Origin of the sequence: Methanobrevibacter thaueri, from assembly GCF_015062905.1 — an archaeon.
GTDB lineage: Archaea > Methanobacteriota > Methanobacteria > Methanobacteriales > Methanobacteriaceae > Methanocatella > Methanocatella thaueri_A.
The window spans coordinates 53,210-66,863 of sequence record NZ_SUTK01000001.1 but is presented as its reverse complement, the minus strand read 5'-3'; the positions used below and the strand labels follow the sequence as shown (position 1 = coordinate 66,863).

Here is a 13,654-nt window from a genome sequence, read left to right as displayed (position 1 = left end):
TTTTCTATTTGATTTAAATAATCGTTGTTGCCATTAAATTAAATTACAAAACCAAAGCAAAAAGTTTAATTTGTGAAATCTATATGGGCCAACAAAAATCAATTAATTATGTCAAATTAGTGTTTGCAAGAAAGAATGTTGCATGCAAAAAAATAGATTATATTTTTAAAAACATTTTAACCAGATTTTCAGGCCCAATCATTATAGACACCAACATCAACATTGCTGAAATTGCGAATATGACAAACCAAATTTTAATGTTCCACTTAAAAACTTTAATCCCATCCAGTGTATAAAAAGGAAGCATGTTAAATGCAGCCAAAAAGCTATTAACAGAGAATCCTATAGCATCAATCAGAAATATGTAATAAAGAATATCGGAATATGGTGTAAGAGGATATATCAAAACGGCAATTACAATGAAAATTAATCCAAATGCAATATTGAGCATTGGCCCCGCAACTGCAATTCTCCCAACTATCTCATCAGACATATCTTCAGCATAGATGCGGGCTTCACCGGGCAATGCGATTACAATTCCAAAAAATGATGTGACAAATGCAATCAGCAACCCTATAGGCCATAATCTAAATTCAGCCTTGTAACCATATCTCATGGCCATGAATTTGTGCCCAAACTCATGAGATACAGATCCGATTCCGGCACCGATCAGGACAATAGGCAAAATTGAAATGAATCCCTGAACATCAAATTTGACATTCGATATAGCAAAACAAATAGAAAGTACAATAAATGCAATTATTGATTCAATGAATTCCCTTTTTGTTAACTGAAACATAATATTAGATATACATTTTTAAATATAAAACTTTTTCTTACATTCAATGCCCCTATTTGCAAAAAATTAATAAACATCGTTTACCTACCATTCAATTCTAGTAGATAATCACTTAAAAAATCCGTAATGAAACGATGACAGTTATAATAATTCCATGAATCTTTCCATTTATCTTGAAAAATTTTAAAAAAAAATAATTAATATTTTGGCATGTTAAGAGTAACCCATATAAAATCGTGTGGGTTACCTATGAAATATAGGCAAAAACTACTTTCATTTCTGACATTTCATTTTAAATAGATAACCCATTATATAAACAATCAGGGTATGCTTAAATAATATTAATAATATAGTAAGATTATAAAAATCTCAGGTGATGAAATGGCCGACAAGTCAGATAAAAAAATCAATTTTAAAGAACATATATTAAGATTTATCCTCGTTACTGTAGTATTATTTTTAATAAATCTTATATTCACACCAAACCACTGGTGGTTCTATTTTCCAATGGTAATAGTTGCAATTATATTAATAGCCAAGTATATAAAAGTCGTTTTTATCGATGATTAACCTTGATACTAACTGAATAGTAAAATATGAGTGATTTTACCTTCTTTTTAAATTATGAAAGTTTAACTATGAAAATAAGCAATGTGTAATTAATATTTTGGCATGTTAAGAGTAACCCACATTCTGTTTGTACAGCATTCATCTTAGCGAACTACCTTGCCTACAACAAATGATTATCGGCACCTTTGCTCTTGCATCCTATGGAATGGCCGTTTCACCGCTTCTTTTAATGTCCTCAATTAAATATCATCGTCTACCATTAAAAGTCGTGTCGTTTCTGCTCCAGAGTCATACTTCTCAGTATACGTCTTTCAACGCCATAGTTTTGTTTGATGTGCGGAGTTTCCTTAGTTAAAATACCAGCAGCTGTCTTTAACTTGCCAAAAAATATTAATTAAAATTAGCAGGGCCTAGATTTGAACTAGGGATCTCAGGGTTATGAGCCCTGCGGGTTCACCAGACTACCCCACCCTGCTATATGAAAATCAGTAACACTACTAAATATGATTCATATAATATATAAAGTTTTCGTTAAATTGGAAGAAATCAAAGAAAATAACATCAGTTATTTTCTAATGATTCGATTCTTTTATCCAAGTCGTTTAACTTTTCTTCAGTGGATTTTTGGAATTCTTCGGAAGATTTCTTGAATTCATTAAAATCTTTCTCCAAATTATCCACGTTAGCAGTTGTCTCTGAAAATTTAGATTGAAGATCTTCTAAATCTTCAGTAGTGGCTAAAGACCAGTCCTTAATCAATTCTTCACTTTTAGCATCCAAAAATGCATCGATTTTGTTAGAAAAAGCATCTGTGTTCAAAGCGGACATGTCAATGTCACTTAATTTAACTTTGATTCTTTTACCCATGGAATTGCCTTTCTCTGCGGAAGGTTCATCTTTAGATAAATCAGCATAATCTGAAGAATTACTTAAAACTTCATCCATGTGCGCATCAGCACTTTGTGGAATATAAGAACGTAATTTATCCATGGTGGCAGGACTATTCAATAAATAATAATAAACTAAAACTGCAATTGCAATAATTAGGATAATGACTGCAACTACTTCCATAGCATCCATATTCTCACCTATTTCATTCCTTTAAGTTTCTTCTCTTTTTCTTCAATTTCTGTAAGCATTTTTTCAAGTTTTCTCTGTTCGGTTTCAGCTTCCAATCTTGCTAATCTTTCATTGATTTCAGAATGAAGGAACCCAACACGACTTCTTGCTTCGGTGGTAGATTGTCTTATTTCAGAAAGACGATCTTGCTGATCCTGCGGTAATGGAATAGGATTATCCATTAATCTTTTGGATTCTATGTCTTTTTCAACCATGGACATTTTCTTAAGCTCAATCTCTTTTTCAAGAATTGCAATTGAATTTTTGGATTGAGCGATACTTCTCCATTGGAAAACAATGATAATTAATACAATAGCTATGATAACCAATACAAGTAATAAAAACATTTGGTCAGGTATTGTAGGAATATCCATTTTTTAACCTCCAATTAATATATAATGTATACTAATAAATTAATATATAAACTTTATCAATTAAATATTTAATTGATTAACACAGAAGGTAAAAACTTATGATGGAATCTTATATACAATCAGGAAAAATAGCTTCCAAAATACGTGACGAAGCTTCAAAAATGATAAAAGAAGGAACATTGGTCATTGACCTAGTTGAATATGTGGAAAGCGAAATATTAAAATCAGGTGCCCAAATTGCATTTCCTTGCAACGTATCATTGAATGAAGTGGCTGCACATTATACCTCTCCTGCAAATGACAAAACCGTAATTAAAGCGGGAGACATGGTGAAACTAGACTTGGGAGCAATGGTTGATGGATATATTGCAGATACCGCCATCACTGTTATCGCTGATGGAAACATTGATGAAAACTATACCCAAGACGAGATCAATCTTCATGAGGAGATAGTTGAAGCATCCGAAGCCGGCCTTGAAGCGGCAATCGCAACCGCAAGGGCTGGAATTGAAGTCTCAAAAATCGGTGAAGCGGTTCATGAAGCAATTTCCGAGTACAAATTAAACCCAATATTCAATTTAACCGGCCATAGCCTGGAACAGAATAACCTGCATGCGGGAATTTCAATCCCAAACTACGATAATCATGATCACTACATCCTGGATGAAGGTCAGGCGGTAGCAATCGAACCCTTTGCAACAAACGGAGAGGGGATTGTAAACGATGCTCCGGGACATTACATATTCTCATACATGAAAAACAGACCGTTCAGAATGAAAAGCACACAAAGAGTCCTGAAATATATTCAAAACAACCACCGGTTTGTTCCATTTTCAGGAAGATGGATTACCAGTGAATTCGGTGAGAGAAAAGGAAACATTGCATTAAAGCAATTGTCAGATGCGATGGCAGTCTATGCATATGCTCCACTGCGTGAAAAACAGGATTGCTTTGTAAGCCAAAAAGAACACACATTAATTATTGAAAAGGACGGCTGTACCGTTACAACCATTTAAATAAGATGAAGAGAGCGCTCTCTTCATTAACATTATATTTACAATATATAATGAAATCACTTTTTTTACAACAATTTCATATGAAAAAATAGTATTAGATTAGTTTTAAAAAAAATGCGACCAATAAAAGTCAATTAAAAAAAATAAAAAAAAGAAAGAAGTGGAATTAGTATTCCACAGGAAGTGGTAATCCCATTTTTGCTCTTCTTTCACGTTCTTTGCCGTTTTTGTCCTTTTTACCTTTAGCTAATTTTTCAAGTAAAGGAAGACCAGGTTTTACATCGTCCATTGGTTTTGTTTCAATTAAACCAGCGTCAACAGCAGCTTTAAAGATTGATTCACCGTCATCGGTTCTGGTTAAAACAGTGGACCATCCGTCAGGAGATCCTACAGAACCGGTTGATACGTCAGCCCATTCACATACGTAATCCATACAGATGTTACATCCAGCTTGTTCGTATCCGTGGGTTTCTTTAATAGCTAAACCAGAGTCTTCGCCGTCTTTGGTTAACCAGAATTTACCTTTACCGATGTCCATTTTGGTAGCATCTTGTAATGAGTCAAATCCTAATTTTGCGGTTGCGAAAGTATCAAGGGAAGCCATAGGGAAGTTTTCCATACAGTAGATACCTATGATTAATTTGATTTTATCAGCAACAAATCTTGCAAATGGATAAGCTTGTGCTTTTCTTAAACCTTGGGTTTGACATGGAGTTGCTACAACACCGACTTTTTCTAAACCATATTGACGGGTAGCTTCTTTTACAGCGGATAAGGTTGGGGACATTGAGTATTTGGTACCTGCTGCTGCGATAACTTCATCAGCGGAAGTTACTACAGTAGGAATAGGTCTCCAATCTTCATCAGGAGTTCCAGCTACAACTGCACCTTCAATGATTCCTTCATCAATTGCGTAACAGAGTAATGCTGAAACGATTCCTCCGTCTTGTGATACATCAGTAATTTTGCTATCAGTAGCTCTTGCAGATAATGCTTCTTTATAAGTTCCTAATGGCATGTTCATTCCTCCTATAATCCAGTTTCCTCTTTAATTCTTTTTATAGGTAACCATGCTCTTGGACACATTGCATAACAAGATCCACATTTAATACATCTGTCTCTATCACAGCTAGGTCTACCTTCAGAAAAGCCCATAGCTCTTGTAGGACAAGCTAGAGCACAAGTTCCACATCCAGTACATAATCCGTTACGGATTACGTTGGTTAATACGTCACAGCCACATCCAGCGTTACAAGCAGCTTTATCAATAGCAGGTTGTAAGTATTCCATGTCTCCGTTACATAATGCAACAACTGTTTTTGCAATCATTTCAGGAGCTACAGGACAACCAGGAAGTGCGCAGTCAACTTTAACTAAAGAACTGATTGGTGCAAAAGATTCGTGTTTAGGTTGTGCTTGTTGGCCTCCGCGTGCGAAGGTTGTGAAACAACCGGTCATAGCACAGGAACCGAATGCACAGATTAAGCCAGATTTTTCTCTTGCCATTAATAATTCTTGTACACTGTGTTCATCTTGTAAACATACGGATCCTTCAATTAAACATAAGTCCATTTCAGGCATTTCTTCAGCGTAAGTACCGTGAACCCATTTGTCTACTAAAGTTTGTCCGTAAACAATATCAATCATATCGGTTAATACAGTAGATAAAATGTCGTAGTTTTCGGTTAAAGACATTGCATCTCCAGTACAACCACTTAAGTGAATGTAACCGATACGTGGTTTAGCTGCAGCTTTTGTTTCTTCTGCAGGAGCAGCTTCAACAGGTTTTTCAGGAGCAGCTTCAACTTTTTCCTCTACTTTTGGTTCGATTTTTTCTTCTTTGGAACCGCCAAAAGCTTTTTTCAATTTATCAAACATTATTTTACCCCAATTTCTTTTAAAATAATATCAATAGTTTTAGGAACAGCCTTGATTACGGGTTCTGTTAAACCCAAATCCACATCCGGAGTTGGAATTAAAGCAGGTTTGCAACCCACTACAACCACTTCACATTTTTCAGATATTTTCTGAAGCGGTTCTTCAACAGTCATTCCGTGAGGATTGTCATATTTTCCTATTTTCATTATATTCGGATCGAATACATCAACGGTTCCAGGTTCTGCATCAAATTCAACAACATCAATAACAATCAGTTTTTTCCAATCGTATTCCTCGTACAATGGGAAAAAGTTTGTTGGAGCTGCAGTACCACCGTCAATGAACTGGATACTTTCAGGTAATGTTATTCCTTCAAATTTTTCCTGGATTTCAGCCAGAACATCTTTGTCGAATTCATCTTCAACATAAGCTGTGACAGCCGGGTCATAGTAATCATTCTTATCGTTGCAGTATTTTTGCAATATGTTTATGATAACAGGACCGAATCCGTCATCCTTAAATAATACATTCCCGCATCCTATGACAATAATCTCCGAATCATAAGGCATTTAAAATTTCCTCCACTACTTAGATTCTCACCATTTCATTTTTGAGAATGGATTTGTCTTCATCGTCAACTACCATTACATGAGTAGCACAGGATAAACATGGATCGTAAGCTCTGATTACATGTGGACCTAACTCATGGTGGAATCCTTCGGTTGCAGGACCCATTGTTGGAATGTTCCAAGTAGTTGGTACAATTGCAGAGTAGAATTGGGTTTTTCCTTCTTTAACTTGAGCCATGTGTACGTCAGTTCCTCTAGGACCTTCAATAACACCAAATCCAAGTTCACCAGTTCCTCTCTTATCGTAAGATACGTTTGCAGGTGCTGCAGTATCAATTGCATCTAATGCTTCCATACAAGCGTCGTAATTTTTCAACATTTCTTGAGCACGAGCGAGATGTTGAGCAACTACACCTTTGTCTTTGAAGCCTGAGAATTTTTCCATTCTTGCTCTTGGACCGGTTTCAACATTTACACCTTCCCATAATGGAATTACTGAACATGCTTTTTTACCGATTTCTGGGTCATCATACCATGCTTCAGGTAATACTTCTGAGAATTTGTCCATATCAAAGTCATTGGTACCGTAAGTTGCATCCATTGCCATTAACGGTTGGTTAACAACACCTAAATCTGCAGGTAAACCAGCTTCTTGAACACAGTTTGCAATAAATTCAACGTGTGCGTCAAGTATTGGTTTTAATGCTGTCATTCTTTCGATTAATCTTTCTTTGGTGAATGGTGTAATGTTTCTAGCCATTCCTCCAACCCTAATATCGGATGGGTGGATACCTTCACCAGCAATCATGTCTACAACATATTGAACATGTTTTCTTACTTCACTTACGCTGTTAACTGCATCTGCGAATTTGTCCGCTGGGACAACGTCAGGTGCAACTAAGAAGTGGTGAATTGCTGCACTGTTAATTCCGTGTGCTGCTGCAACAGCTTTTCTTAACAATTTAGCTGCTTTAGGAATTTCGATACCTAAAGCCATATCCATAGCTTCTGCGGATGCTAAAGTGTGTGGAATAGGACATACTCCACAAATCCTTTGACATAAAACAGGAGCGGTTTCAGGTGCTTTGTTAAGAACCATCTTTTCTAAACCCCTTACAGGAGTTATACTTAAATACATACCTTTTGTAACAATCCCTTCGTCGTCTACTTCCATGACAAGTTCGGCATGGCCCTCTTGACGAGTTGTAGGGGATATAACTACTCTATCTTTCAAATATGTCACCTCAATTATAAATTAGAAACTAACATTAAGTATATATGTCTGTCATTATTAATAAGCATTTCAAAAATTATAAATCGAAATATATATAAAAGATGAGAAACTAATTTTACTTATTATGATTAAATACGATTGATAGGAGGGAAAAAATTGGATAAAGCAAATATAATCATTTCAATAATTATTGTATTATGTATCGCAGCAGCAGTTACTGCATACGGCATAACCAATACTGAAAACCCAATATTCTCTAATTTATCTAGTATGGGAGCAAATGACGCTGGAAATGGAATTGGAAATAATACCACTTTAGGAAATCATTCTTCTTCCGTAGCAACCACTGCTGGAAGTTCCAGTAGTTCCGGAAGTGGATCTGGTTCATCAAGTAGTGATTCAGGTAGTTCTTCCTCAAGTTCATCAAGCAGTCCAGCACCTTCAAGCAGCGACAGTGGAGACTCAAATAGTGATGATAGCGGAAGCACAAGCACACAAATGTCCTATTCAGATGCACAAGCTATTGCAGCTGACTCTGTATTAGAAGATGGATGCTACGTTGGTGACGGTTACTATTCCGATGGAGTATGGTATTTCAATATCTATGACCAAGATGGAAATCTTGTAGACACCATCAGCGTTGATGACGCTAGCGGAAGTACTGGAAGAGGATAAAATTTATTTTTAATCCTTTCTTTTTTTATTTTTAAAAAAATAGTTAAGTATATATAACAAGAAAAATAAAATTATTATTGCTATATGTAAGGGCCCGTAGCCTAGCTGGATAGGGCGTCGGACTTCTAATCCGAAGACCCCGGGTTCAAATCCCGGCGGGTCCGTCCTTATAATTTCTTTTTTTTGTAAAAGTTAATTTTAGTGACTTAATAATATTTTGGGCTTGTAGCCTAGTCTGGAAGGGCGTAAGACTCCTAATCTTAAGATCGAGGGTTCAAATCCCTCCAAGTCCGTTTTTAAAAACTGTCTAAAGTGACAACTTTAGGCATCTTTTCTTCTTTTTTAAACAATATCTGACCATACTTGCCACCGCCGCCAGGAACAACATCAATAGAATCATTTCTAAAAGATTCAATGGCCAATGAAACATTTCCATCGATTCTTTTGATTTCATCCAACGGCGCGTCAATCAAAACATTGATTTCTGTGCCGAAACTGTCAATCAATTTCTGCCAGATTCCCTGCACGAACTTTGTGGTAACACCCTTATCATGAACAGAAGAGATTATCTCAGCCAAAGGCATCAGATGAACATATTTCGGTCTTAAATCAGGATGGACCGGCTTGTCGAAATCCGCAATTTCCGATATTCTGAAGTCAACACCCTTTTTGATTGTGCCTCCGCATGAACATTTCATCCGATTTTCTTGAGCGGCAATAGGATCAACCAATTTATGGCACTTGGTGCATGCAGTCATGTGATATTTTCCCAAATTGGGCACGAGACCGTAATTTGCCTTGACATCCCTTTTCCTAAAAGCCTTTTTGATTGAAGAATAGGAAATGTCTTCCAATTCTATCCGATTGAATTCACGACCTAACCTGTGTGGCCATGGGGAGTGGGCATCTGAGTTTGTCAAAAACACAAAATCCTTGAGTTCTGAAATCCTGTCGGCCATTGAAGTGTCTGCTGACAGGCCCAATTCAACAAAATCAGGAGCCTTTTGGTAACAGTCATATATGCTGTCATGAGACTTATACATTCCCGTCCATGGAGTGAATGCATGCGCCGGACCAATCAAGCAGTCATATTCATGAGCAAAATCCAATAACTCTGCTCCTCCAAGTTTTGTTTTAGGCCTTCCATCAACATCCTTGTTTTTTGATGGCAATTTCTCTGACATTTCACGGGCAATGTCCAAATCGGGAATGATAATCAGGTGATGAATTCTGTTTTTTCCTTCAACTTCCGTTGTCAAAATGAAATCCATATCATCGTTTGTGTAGATTCCGTCTCCTGAATAAGTGGTGCTTTCCTCAATGATATCCAGCCACTTCGGATGGAGTCCATCACCGGTTCCCAAAAGCTGCAAACCTTTTAATTTTGATTTGGGAGCCATATTCCTAATCAGCATATCCTTTGAGGATGCCATTGAAAAACAGCTGTGAATGTGAAAATCGGCATTTACTAACATGATTAATAGTTAGAAATTATTATTATTTAATATTTTTTTAACCTCAGAAACGGAATATTTTTCTTTTTTGGGCACTAAATCAACACCGATTTCATCATCTGCACTTAAATTCTGCAAAAAGGAGTTTGTCTTATCAATCAGGTCAATAATCTCTTCCTGAGTTGTTGGAAAGGCAAGCCTCAAGGTCGGAATATCCAAATCATTGACAATCTTGACAAATAGGCTGTGCGCATTGTTGCAGGCATTTCCGCCGAAAAGTATCAAATCATTCAATGGACTGTAAATTTTTTTATATTTTCTGGGACGCTTTCCAATGATGATTGCGGCATCTGCCTGGTCAATCACTTTAGAAAACAAAAATAATCTTGATTTAACGCCTGACGGAAGTTCACTTGAGGAATATTTCGTAATCAAGTTATCAAAGGTCAGGTTGCCTTCGCAAATGTCCATATTGTCATAGCGGGAGAAATTGCTAGGGGATAAGTAAGTGTGTCCATTCTTTTCAATCAATGGAATGACAATCATCGAAGTATCGGGAATGACAATGACATTCATAAAAAAAAGTAAATAAATATTGGATGTCTATCCAATATATCTTAAGTCGTCTGCGTTTCCAGCATTTGCCTTATTGATTAAATCCTGTTCCATCTGTTGAGCTTTAGCAATCATCTGTCTGGTTTCTTCAGCTCTTTCATCAAGTTTTTCAGTGTTGATTTCAAAATTAAGCAAATGGGATAACTTTAACAGTAAAGCTTCAGCCGCTTCAGCATCTATGAAATAACCTGGAGTTTCACCCATGAGGCAAGATCCTTCGATTCCTCTACGGACACCTAAGCCCAGGAACAGTCCAGAAGCCCCAACGATTCCACCATCGTTAGACCTTATTTCAACTTCAGCTTCCCTTAACAGTTCAACATTAGCTTCGCAAGTTGCAGCTCCAAACACTTTAGGATTTTCTACAGGCTGAGGAGATGTAACCATTCCTCCCAATGTGAAAATTCTGTCAATATCAAATTCACAAACAAAATCCAGAATCTCCTTGCAAACAAGGTATTGTCCTTCAGGAGACAGGGCTTGAGTATTTCCGACTAGAATGATCAAATCCAGATTGTCCTCACCGACATCCTTCAAGTAGTAAAGCTCGTTGAACATGTTCTCGATAATGCCCTCTTCCTTTACAAGAACTTGAGGAGGGAAGGTTGGAGAGTAAATTTCAGCAAACTTGGTAGCTCCTAATTCATCAATCATATGATCTGCAGCCAATTTACCTACATGTCCTAGACCAGGTAAAGCTTCTATAAAAATAGGATTGTTCAATTCCACTTCTTCTAAAACAGTAAGTTCTATAGTGTTCATAGTATTACTCCTTATTCATTGCCTCTTTTTTTAATATACGCCTATATTTACCATATTTATCCTCAACAGAAAATTTAGGAGGATAAATTACTTTAAGCGGTCCTCCACAATTAGGGCAAGCATCTTTTAAAGTATAAATTCCGCATTCCGGACATTTATTCATTTTCATATTCATATAAATCTAATTTTCTAACTCCCTTAAGAATGAACCGTTACCGCCTGATTCTTCAACGACTGCAATGCATCTTTCAGCAGCAGCTTTGAGAGTTTTTTCTGCTAAAATGTAATCTGTAGATTTTACAGTAATCCTGTATCTTGGTGCACCAACACATTGGACTCTGATTTCTTCCTCTTCGTCCCCATTATCTTCAGCAGCCTTGAGGGCTGAAATAATGATGTCTACACCATCAGGCACAAAAGTTTCGATATCTACATAACCATTGATGTGAACTTCAGGAGGAGTGATATTCTTTTTAGCCACTTCAGTAATGGCATCAGCCCAATCTTGAGGGATGCCTTCCTCGGTTAATGATTCTGCACCTTCATCAGAAGCGGTTTCAAAAGCGCCATAGACATCACCAAAGATGTCCATCAACTCATAACCCACTTCATCATAGGCCTCATCAAGAGTCTTATCCAATGATTTAGCAGACAATTCCAAGAATTTTTCAGCTTTTTGTTCAATTTTCCAATGTTGGATTTTTTTAGTTCTTTGATCTTCACGGATTCTTTTTAAGGAAGCATCGACATGTCCTTTTTTAGGGTTAACCCTCAAAACACGGCAAACGATTTTTTGATTTTCCCTTACGTGGTCTCTGATGTTTTTAACCCAACCAGAAGATACTTCAGAAATATGAATAAAAGCTTCTTTGCCCTGATATTCTTCTAATTTAGCAAAAGCCCCATAATTAAGAACTTTATAAACGGTACCTACAATAAGTTCTCCTTCATCAGGCCATTCTTGACTTTTTCTTACCATATTCTCACCAACATCAAATAAAAATTATAAAAAATAGTAAAAAAATAAGTTAAAAACTAGAAATCTAGTTTAAAACTTTTTCAATGTGTGCGGTGATTTTAGCTTTAGCACCGCGAGATTTGACAAGAGTTTTACCGCAAATGATACATTTAACGTCAGATGCAGCACGGTCGAATATTACTTGTTCATTGTCACAATCTAAACATTTAACTTTTAAAAAGTTTCCTCTACCTTTACTAACCATGTTAACCACCTTATTTAGCTACGAATTCAGGTTTACCTGTTCTGAAAGATTGTTTGATGTGAGATTTACCACATTCTTTACATTTAAGTCTTAAGTCTAATTTTTTAACTGGTTTATTTCCAGCAGGTAAAGGCCTTGGGTAACCTCTATAACCAGCAGTCACACGTCTGAATTGTCTTTGTCCCCAGGTTAACTCACTAGCTTTTCTCCTTTTTGCAGTGTGCACTTCATGTACAGTGTGTCTTCTGCAATGAGGACAGTATGTTCTTTTTTCTTTTGGTATTTTCATTATTTCACCGTAAATTAATAAATCATTGTAAATCTATCTATGAATTTATCTAAATTCAATTTATATCAAAAAACGTTAGAGATCAAAACTGCATTGTAACGCATCAAGTCTACATACAGCAGAAATCCAAATTATATAAAATATAATTTTTTATTATCACAAATAGATACGATTAGTATATCTATATTTTAAGTTATTTAAATGTAATGGAAAATTAGTTAAATTTTGACCTGACGGCCTTTTCGATTTTTGAAAAATATTTTTGCATTGACCATCGGCAGGGTCACTATATCCTGTGGTCTGAAAGGCCCATAGGTTTTCTCATCAACACCAACGATAGCTCCGACTTCATCAAAAACAAGCATTGTAACCAATTCTGTGTCCTTAGCTACCTTTTTTGATTCGAAATCATAAAATTCATCCTGAGCGTCAAAAGCATTGGGATTGTCTTCAATATCCTCAACAGGTTTCGGCTTGACTTGAGGTTTCACATCCGGTTTTTTAACAATCGGAGATGATTTAGGTTCCGGCTTTTCCTTAATGACCGGTTTTGGCTCTGTTTTTTCGACATCTACCTGGGGAGTTAAAGTGGTTTTTTGAGTCTCCTTAGGTTTGATGATCGGTTTTTTAGGCGTTTCATCATCGTCAGACAACTTTTCAAGAGAGATGTTTCCCCTATGGTTTTTCAGGGTATCGATTAGGGAATAGTAGAATTGCTCCTCTTCCGGAGTTAAGTTCAGCGGAGTTGTGTCCACCAAATCGAACTGAGGTTTGCCTGTGAATAAATGATATGACCTGTGGATATTTATAACGGCAGCTTCTGAAATTTTCTTTTCACGCCTTTCACAAATTTCTGTTGCAATGATCTGGGATTGCTTAAGCAAGGATACAGCTTTGGAAAACGGATCGCTCATCGCTTCCTGCTTTAGCACATCCATATACTCCTGAAGTTGACTGTAGAAATCCTCCTCTACACGAGCCAATGTACCATTATTCCGTTCTTTTTTCTGAATTTGACGTAACTCTTGATAAAATTTATCCACTTAAGACCATCTCTAAAATTGACTTTTAAAAATA

Annotated in this window: 18 protein-coding genes, 3 tRNA genes and 1 other RNA gene; 5 read left to right on the top strand and 17 right to left on the bottom strand. The window is 36.4% G+C overall.

Features of this window, described 5'->3' with window-relative positions; genetic code table 11:
• Positions 1-157: 157 nt before the first annotated feature.
• A complete protein-coding gene (locus E7Z79_RS00340) occupies positions 158-799 on the bottom strand; it encodes a site-2 protease family protein (RefSeq protein ID WP_292751971.1) in 642 nt (213 codons plus the stop codon).
• Between the two features lie 381 nt (positions 800-1,180).
• Here E7Z79_RS00340 and E7Z79_RS00335 point away from each other — a divergent pair, with 381 nt between their 5' ends.
• Positions 1,181-1,369 carry a 2TM domain-containing protein gene (locus E7Z79_RS00335; protein ID WP_292751974.1) on the top strand — a complete coding sequence of 63 codons (189 nt, stop codon included), beginning with the start codon at positions 1,181-1,183 and terminating at the stop codon, positions 1,367-1,369.
• 100 nt (positions 1,370-1,469) lie between these two features.
• Here E7Z79_RS00335 and rnpB read toward each other — a convergent pair.
• The 4 genes from rnpB to E7Z79_RS00315 form a co-directional block, all read right to left on the bottom strand.
• Positions 1,470-1,750, bottom strand: an RNA gene (gene rnpB, locus E7Z79_RS00330) — RNase P RNA component.
• 20 nt (positions 1,751-1,770) lie between these two features.
• A tRNA-Met gene (locus tag E7Z79_RS00325) sits at positions 1,771-1,845 on the bottom strand.
• An 85-nt stretch (positions 1,846-1,930) separates the two neighbouring features.
• Entirely contained in the window at positions 1,931-2,449 is a 519-nt protein-coding gene (locus tag E7Z79_RS00320; RefSeq protein ID WP_292751979.1) for a hypothetical protein, read from the bottom strand.
• A gap of 8 nt (positions 2,450-2,457) precedes the next feature.
• The gene (locus E7Z79_RS00315; protein WP_292751983.1) at positions 2,458-2,862 is read right to left on the bottom strand and encodes a hypothetical protein; all 405 of its coding nucleotides are present in this window, start codon (positions 2,860-2,862) and stop codon (positions 2,458-2,460) included.
• A gap of 98 nt (positions 2,863-2,960) precedes the next feature.
• On the opposite strand from E7Z79_RS00315, the gene map reads away from it, so the two are divergent.
• Positions 2,961-3,878: a type II methionyl aminopeptidase gene (gene map, locus E7Z79_RS00310; RefSeq protein WP_292751986.1), complete on the top strand. Its 918-nt coding sequence runs from the start codon at positions 2,961-2,963 to the stop codon at positions 3,876-3,878.
• A gap of 166 nt (positions 3,879-4,044) precedes the next feature.
• Here map and frhB read toward each other — a convergent pair whose 3' ends face one another.
• Genes frhB through frhA form a run of 4 tightly spaced genes read right to left on the bottom strand, consistent with a single transcriptional unit; the run spans position 4,045 to position 7,559 of the window.
• Positions 4,045-4,896 (bottom strand): coenzyme F420 hydrogenase subunit beta, encoded by an 852-nt coding sequence (gene frhB / locus E7Z79_RS00305; protein WP_292751989.1) that lies wholly within the window; start codon positions 4,894-4,896, stop codon positions 4,045-4,047.
• An 11-nt stretch (positions 4,897-4,907) separates the two neighbouring features.
• Entirely contained in the window at positions 4,908-5,756 is an 849-nt protein-coding gene (gene frhG / locus E7Z79_RS00300) for a coenzyme F420 hydrogenase subunit gamma (protein WP_303738019.1), read from the bottom strand.
• A complete protein-coding gene (locus tag E7Z79_RS00295) occupies positions 5,756-6,325 on the bottom strand; it encodes a hydrogenase maturation protease (protein ID WP_303738018.1) in 570 nt (189 codons plus the stop codon). Before E7Z79_RS00295 ends, frhG begins: the two co-directional genes overlap by 1 nt.
• 19 nt (positions 6,326-6,344) lie before the next feature.
• Positions 6,345-7,559 (bottom strand): coenzyme F420 hydrogenase subunit alpha, encoded by a 1,215-nt coding sequence (gene frhA, locus E7Z79_RS00290; protein WP_303738017.1) that lies wholly within the window; start codon positions 7,557-7,559, stop codon positions 6,345-6,347.
• A gap of 156 nt (positions 7,560-7,715) precedes the next feature.
• On the opposite strand from frhA, the gene E7Z79_RS00285 reads away from it, so the two are divergent.
• The 3 genes from E7Z79_RS00285 to E7Z79_RS00275 all read left to right on the top strand — a co-directional run bounded on the left by E7Z79_RS00285 (position 7,716) and on the right by E7Z79_RS00275 (position 8,527).
• Positions 7,716-8,234, top strand: a complete 519-nt coding sequence (locus E7Z79_RS00285; RefSeq protein ID WP_303738016.1) for an endoglucanase — start codon at positions 7,716-7,718, stop codon at positions 8,232-8,234.
• A 90-nt stretch (positions 8,235-8,324) separates the two neighbouring features.
• Positions 8,325-8,398 (top strand) — tRNA-Arg (locus E7Z79_RS00280).
• 55 nt (positions 8,399-8,453) lie between these two features.
• Positions 8,454-8,527 (top strand) — tRNA-Arg (locus tag E7Z79_RS00275).
• A 3-nt stretch (positions 8,528-8,530) separates the two neighbouring features.
• Here E7Z79_RS00275 and E7Z79_RS00270 read toward each other — a convergent pair.
• The 8 genes from E7Z79_RS00270 to E7Z79_RS00235 all read right to left on the bottom strand — a co-directional run bounded on the left by E7Z79_RS00270 (position 8,531) and on the right by E7Z79_RS00235 (position 13,620).
• A complete protein-coding gene (locus tag E7Z79_RS00270) occupies positions 8,531-9,709 on the bottom strand; it encodes a TIGR00375 family protein (protein WP_303738015.1) in 1,179 nt (392 codons plus the stop codon).
• Positions 9,710-9,718: 9 nt separating this feature from the next.
• Positions 9,719-10,264, bottom strand: coding sequence for a DUF2112 family protein (locus E7Z79_RS00265; protein ID WP_303738014.1), 546 nt, complete (start codon positions 10,262-10,264; stop codon positions 9,719-9,721).
• Positions 10,265-10,291: 27 nt separating this feature from the next.
• Complete coding sequence (locus E7Z79_RS00260) at positions 10,292-11,065, bottom strand: proteasome assembly chaperone family protein (protein ID WP_303738013.1); 774 nt, start codon at positions 11,063-11,065, stop codon at positions 10,292-10,294.
• 4 nt (positions 11,066-11,069) lie between these two features.
• Positions 11,070-11,240, bottom strand: a complete 171-nt coding sequence (locus E7Z79_RS00255) for an RNA-protein complex protein Nop10 (protein WP_303738012.1) — start codon at positions 11,238-11,240, stop codon at positions 11,070-11,072.
• A 6-nt stretch (positions 11,241-11,246) separates the two neighbouring features.
• A complete protein-coding gene (locus E7Z79_RS00250) occupies positions 11,247-12,044 on the bottom strand; it encodes a translation initiation factor IF-2 subunit alpha (RefSeq protein ID WP_303738011.1) in 798 nt (265 codons plus the stop codon).
• Positions 12,045-12,108: 64 nt separating this feature from the next.
• Positions 12,109-12,288 (bottom strand): 30S ribosomal protein S27e, encoded by a 180-nt coding sequence (locus tag E7Z79_RS00245; RefSeq protein ID WP_067044971.1) that lies wholly within the window; start codon positions 12,286-12,288, stop codon positions 12,109-12,111.
• Between the two features lie 10 nt (positions 12,289-12,298).
• Positions 12,299-12,577, bottom strand: coding sequence for a 50S ribosomal protein L44e (locus E7Z79_RS00240; protein WP_292844858.1), 279 nt, complete (start codon positions 12,575-12,577; stop codon positions 12,299-12,301).
• 218 nt (positions 12,578-12,795) lie between these two features.
• Positions 12,796-13,620, bottom strand: coding sequence for a hypothetical protein (locus tag E7Z79_RS00235; RefSeq protein ID WP_303738010.1), 825 nt, complete (start codon positions 13,618-13,620; stop codon positions 12,796-12,798).
• Between the last annotated feature and the right edge of the window lie 34 nt (positions 13,621-13,654).

Bases quoted from the DNA above. Each gene is read 5' to 3' on its own strand.
- E7Z79_RS00340 (WP_292751971.1), bottom strand. From the start codon at position 799: ATGTTTCAGTTAACAAAAAGGGAATTCATTGAATCAATAATTGCATTT.
- E7Z79_RS00335 (WP_292751974.1), top strand. From the start codon at position 1,181: ATGGCCGACAAGTCAGATAAAAAAATCAATTTTAAAGAACATATATTA.
- E7Z79_RS00320 (WP_292751979.1), bottom strand. From the start codon at position 2,449: ATGGATGCTATGGAAGTAGTTGCAGTCATTATCCTAATTATTGCAATT.
- E7Z79_RS00315 (WP_292751983.1), bottom strand. From the start codon at position 2,862: ATGGATATTCCTACAATACCTGACCAAATGTTTTTATTACTTGTATTG.
- map (WP_292751986.1), top strand. From the start codon at position 2,961: ATGATGGAATCTTATATACAATCAGGAAAAATAGCTTCCAAAATACGT.
- frhB (WP_292751989.1), bottom strand. From the start codon at position 4,896: ATGCCATTAGGAACTTATAAAGAAGCATTATCTGCAAGAGCTACTGAT.
- frhG (WP_303738019.1), bottom strand. From the start codon at position 5,756: ATGTTTGATAAATTGAAAAAAGCTTTTGGCGGTTCCAAAGAAGAAAAA.
- E7Z79_RS00295 (WP_303738018.1), bottom strand. From the start codon at position 6,325: ATGCCTTATGATTCGGAGATTATTGTCATAGGATGCGGGAATGTATTA.
- E7Z79_RS00270 (WP_303738015.1), bottom strand. From the start codon at position 9,709: ATGTTAGTAAATGCCGATTTTCACATTCACAGCTGTTTTTCAATGGCA.
- E7Z79_RS00265 (WP_303738014.1), bottom strand. From the start codon at position 10,264: ATGAATGTCATTGTCATTCCCGATACTTCGATGATTGTCATTCCATTG.
- E7Z79_RS00260 (WP_303738013.1), bottom strand. From the start codon at position 11,065: ATGAACACTATAGAACTTACTGTTTTAGAAGAAGTGGAATTGAACAAT.
- E7Z79_RS00255 (WP_303738012.1), bottom strand. From the start codon at position 11,240: ATGAATATGAAAATGAATAAATGTCCGGAATGCGGAATTTATACTTTA.
- E7Z79_RS00250 (WP_303738011.1), bottom strand. From the start codon at position 12,044: ATGGTAAGAAAAAGTCAAGAATGGCCTGATGAAGGAGAACTTATTGTA.
- E7Z79_RS00245 (WP_067044971.1), bottom strand. From the start codon at position 12,288: ATGGTTAGTAAAGGTAGAGGAAACTTTTTAAAAGTTAAATGTTTAGAT.
- E7Z79_RS00240 (WP_292844858.1), bottom strand. From the start codon at position 12,577: ATGAAAATACCAAAAGAAAAAAGAACATACTGTCCTCATTGCAGAAGA.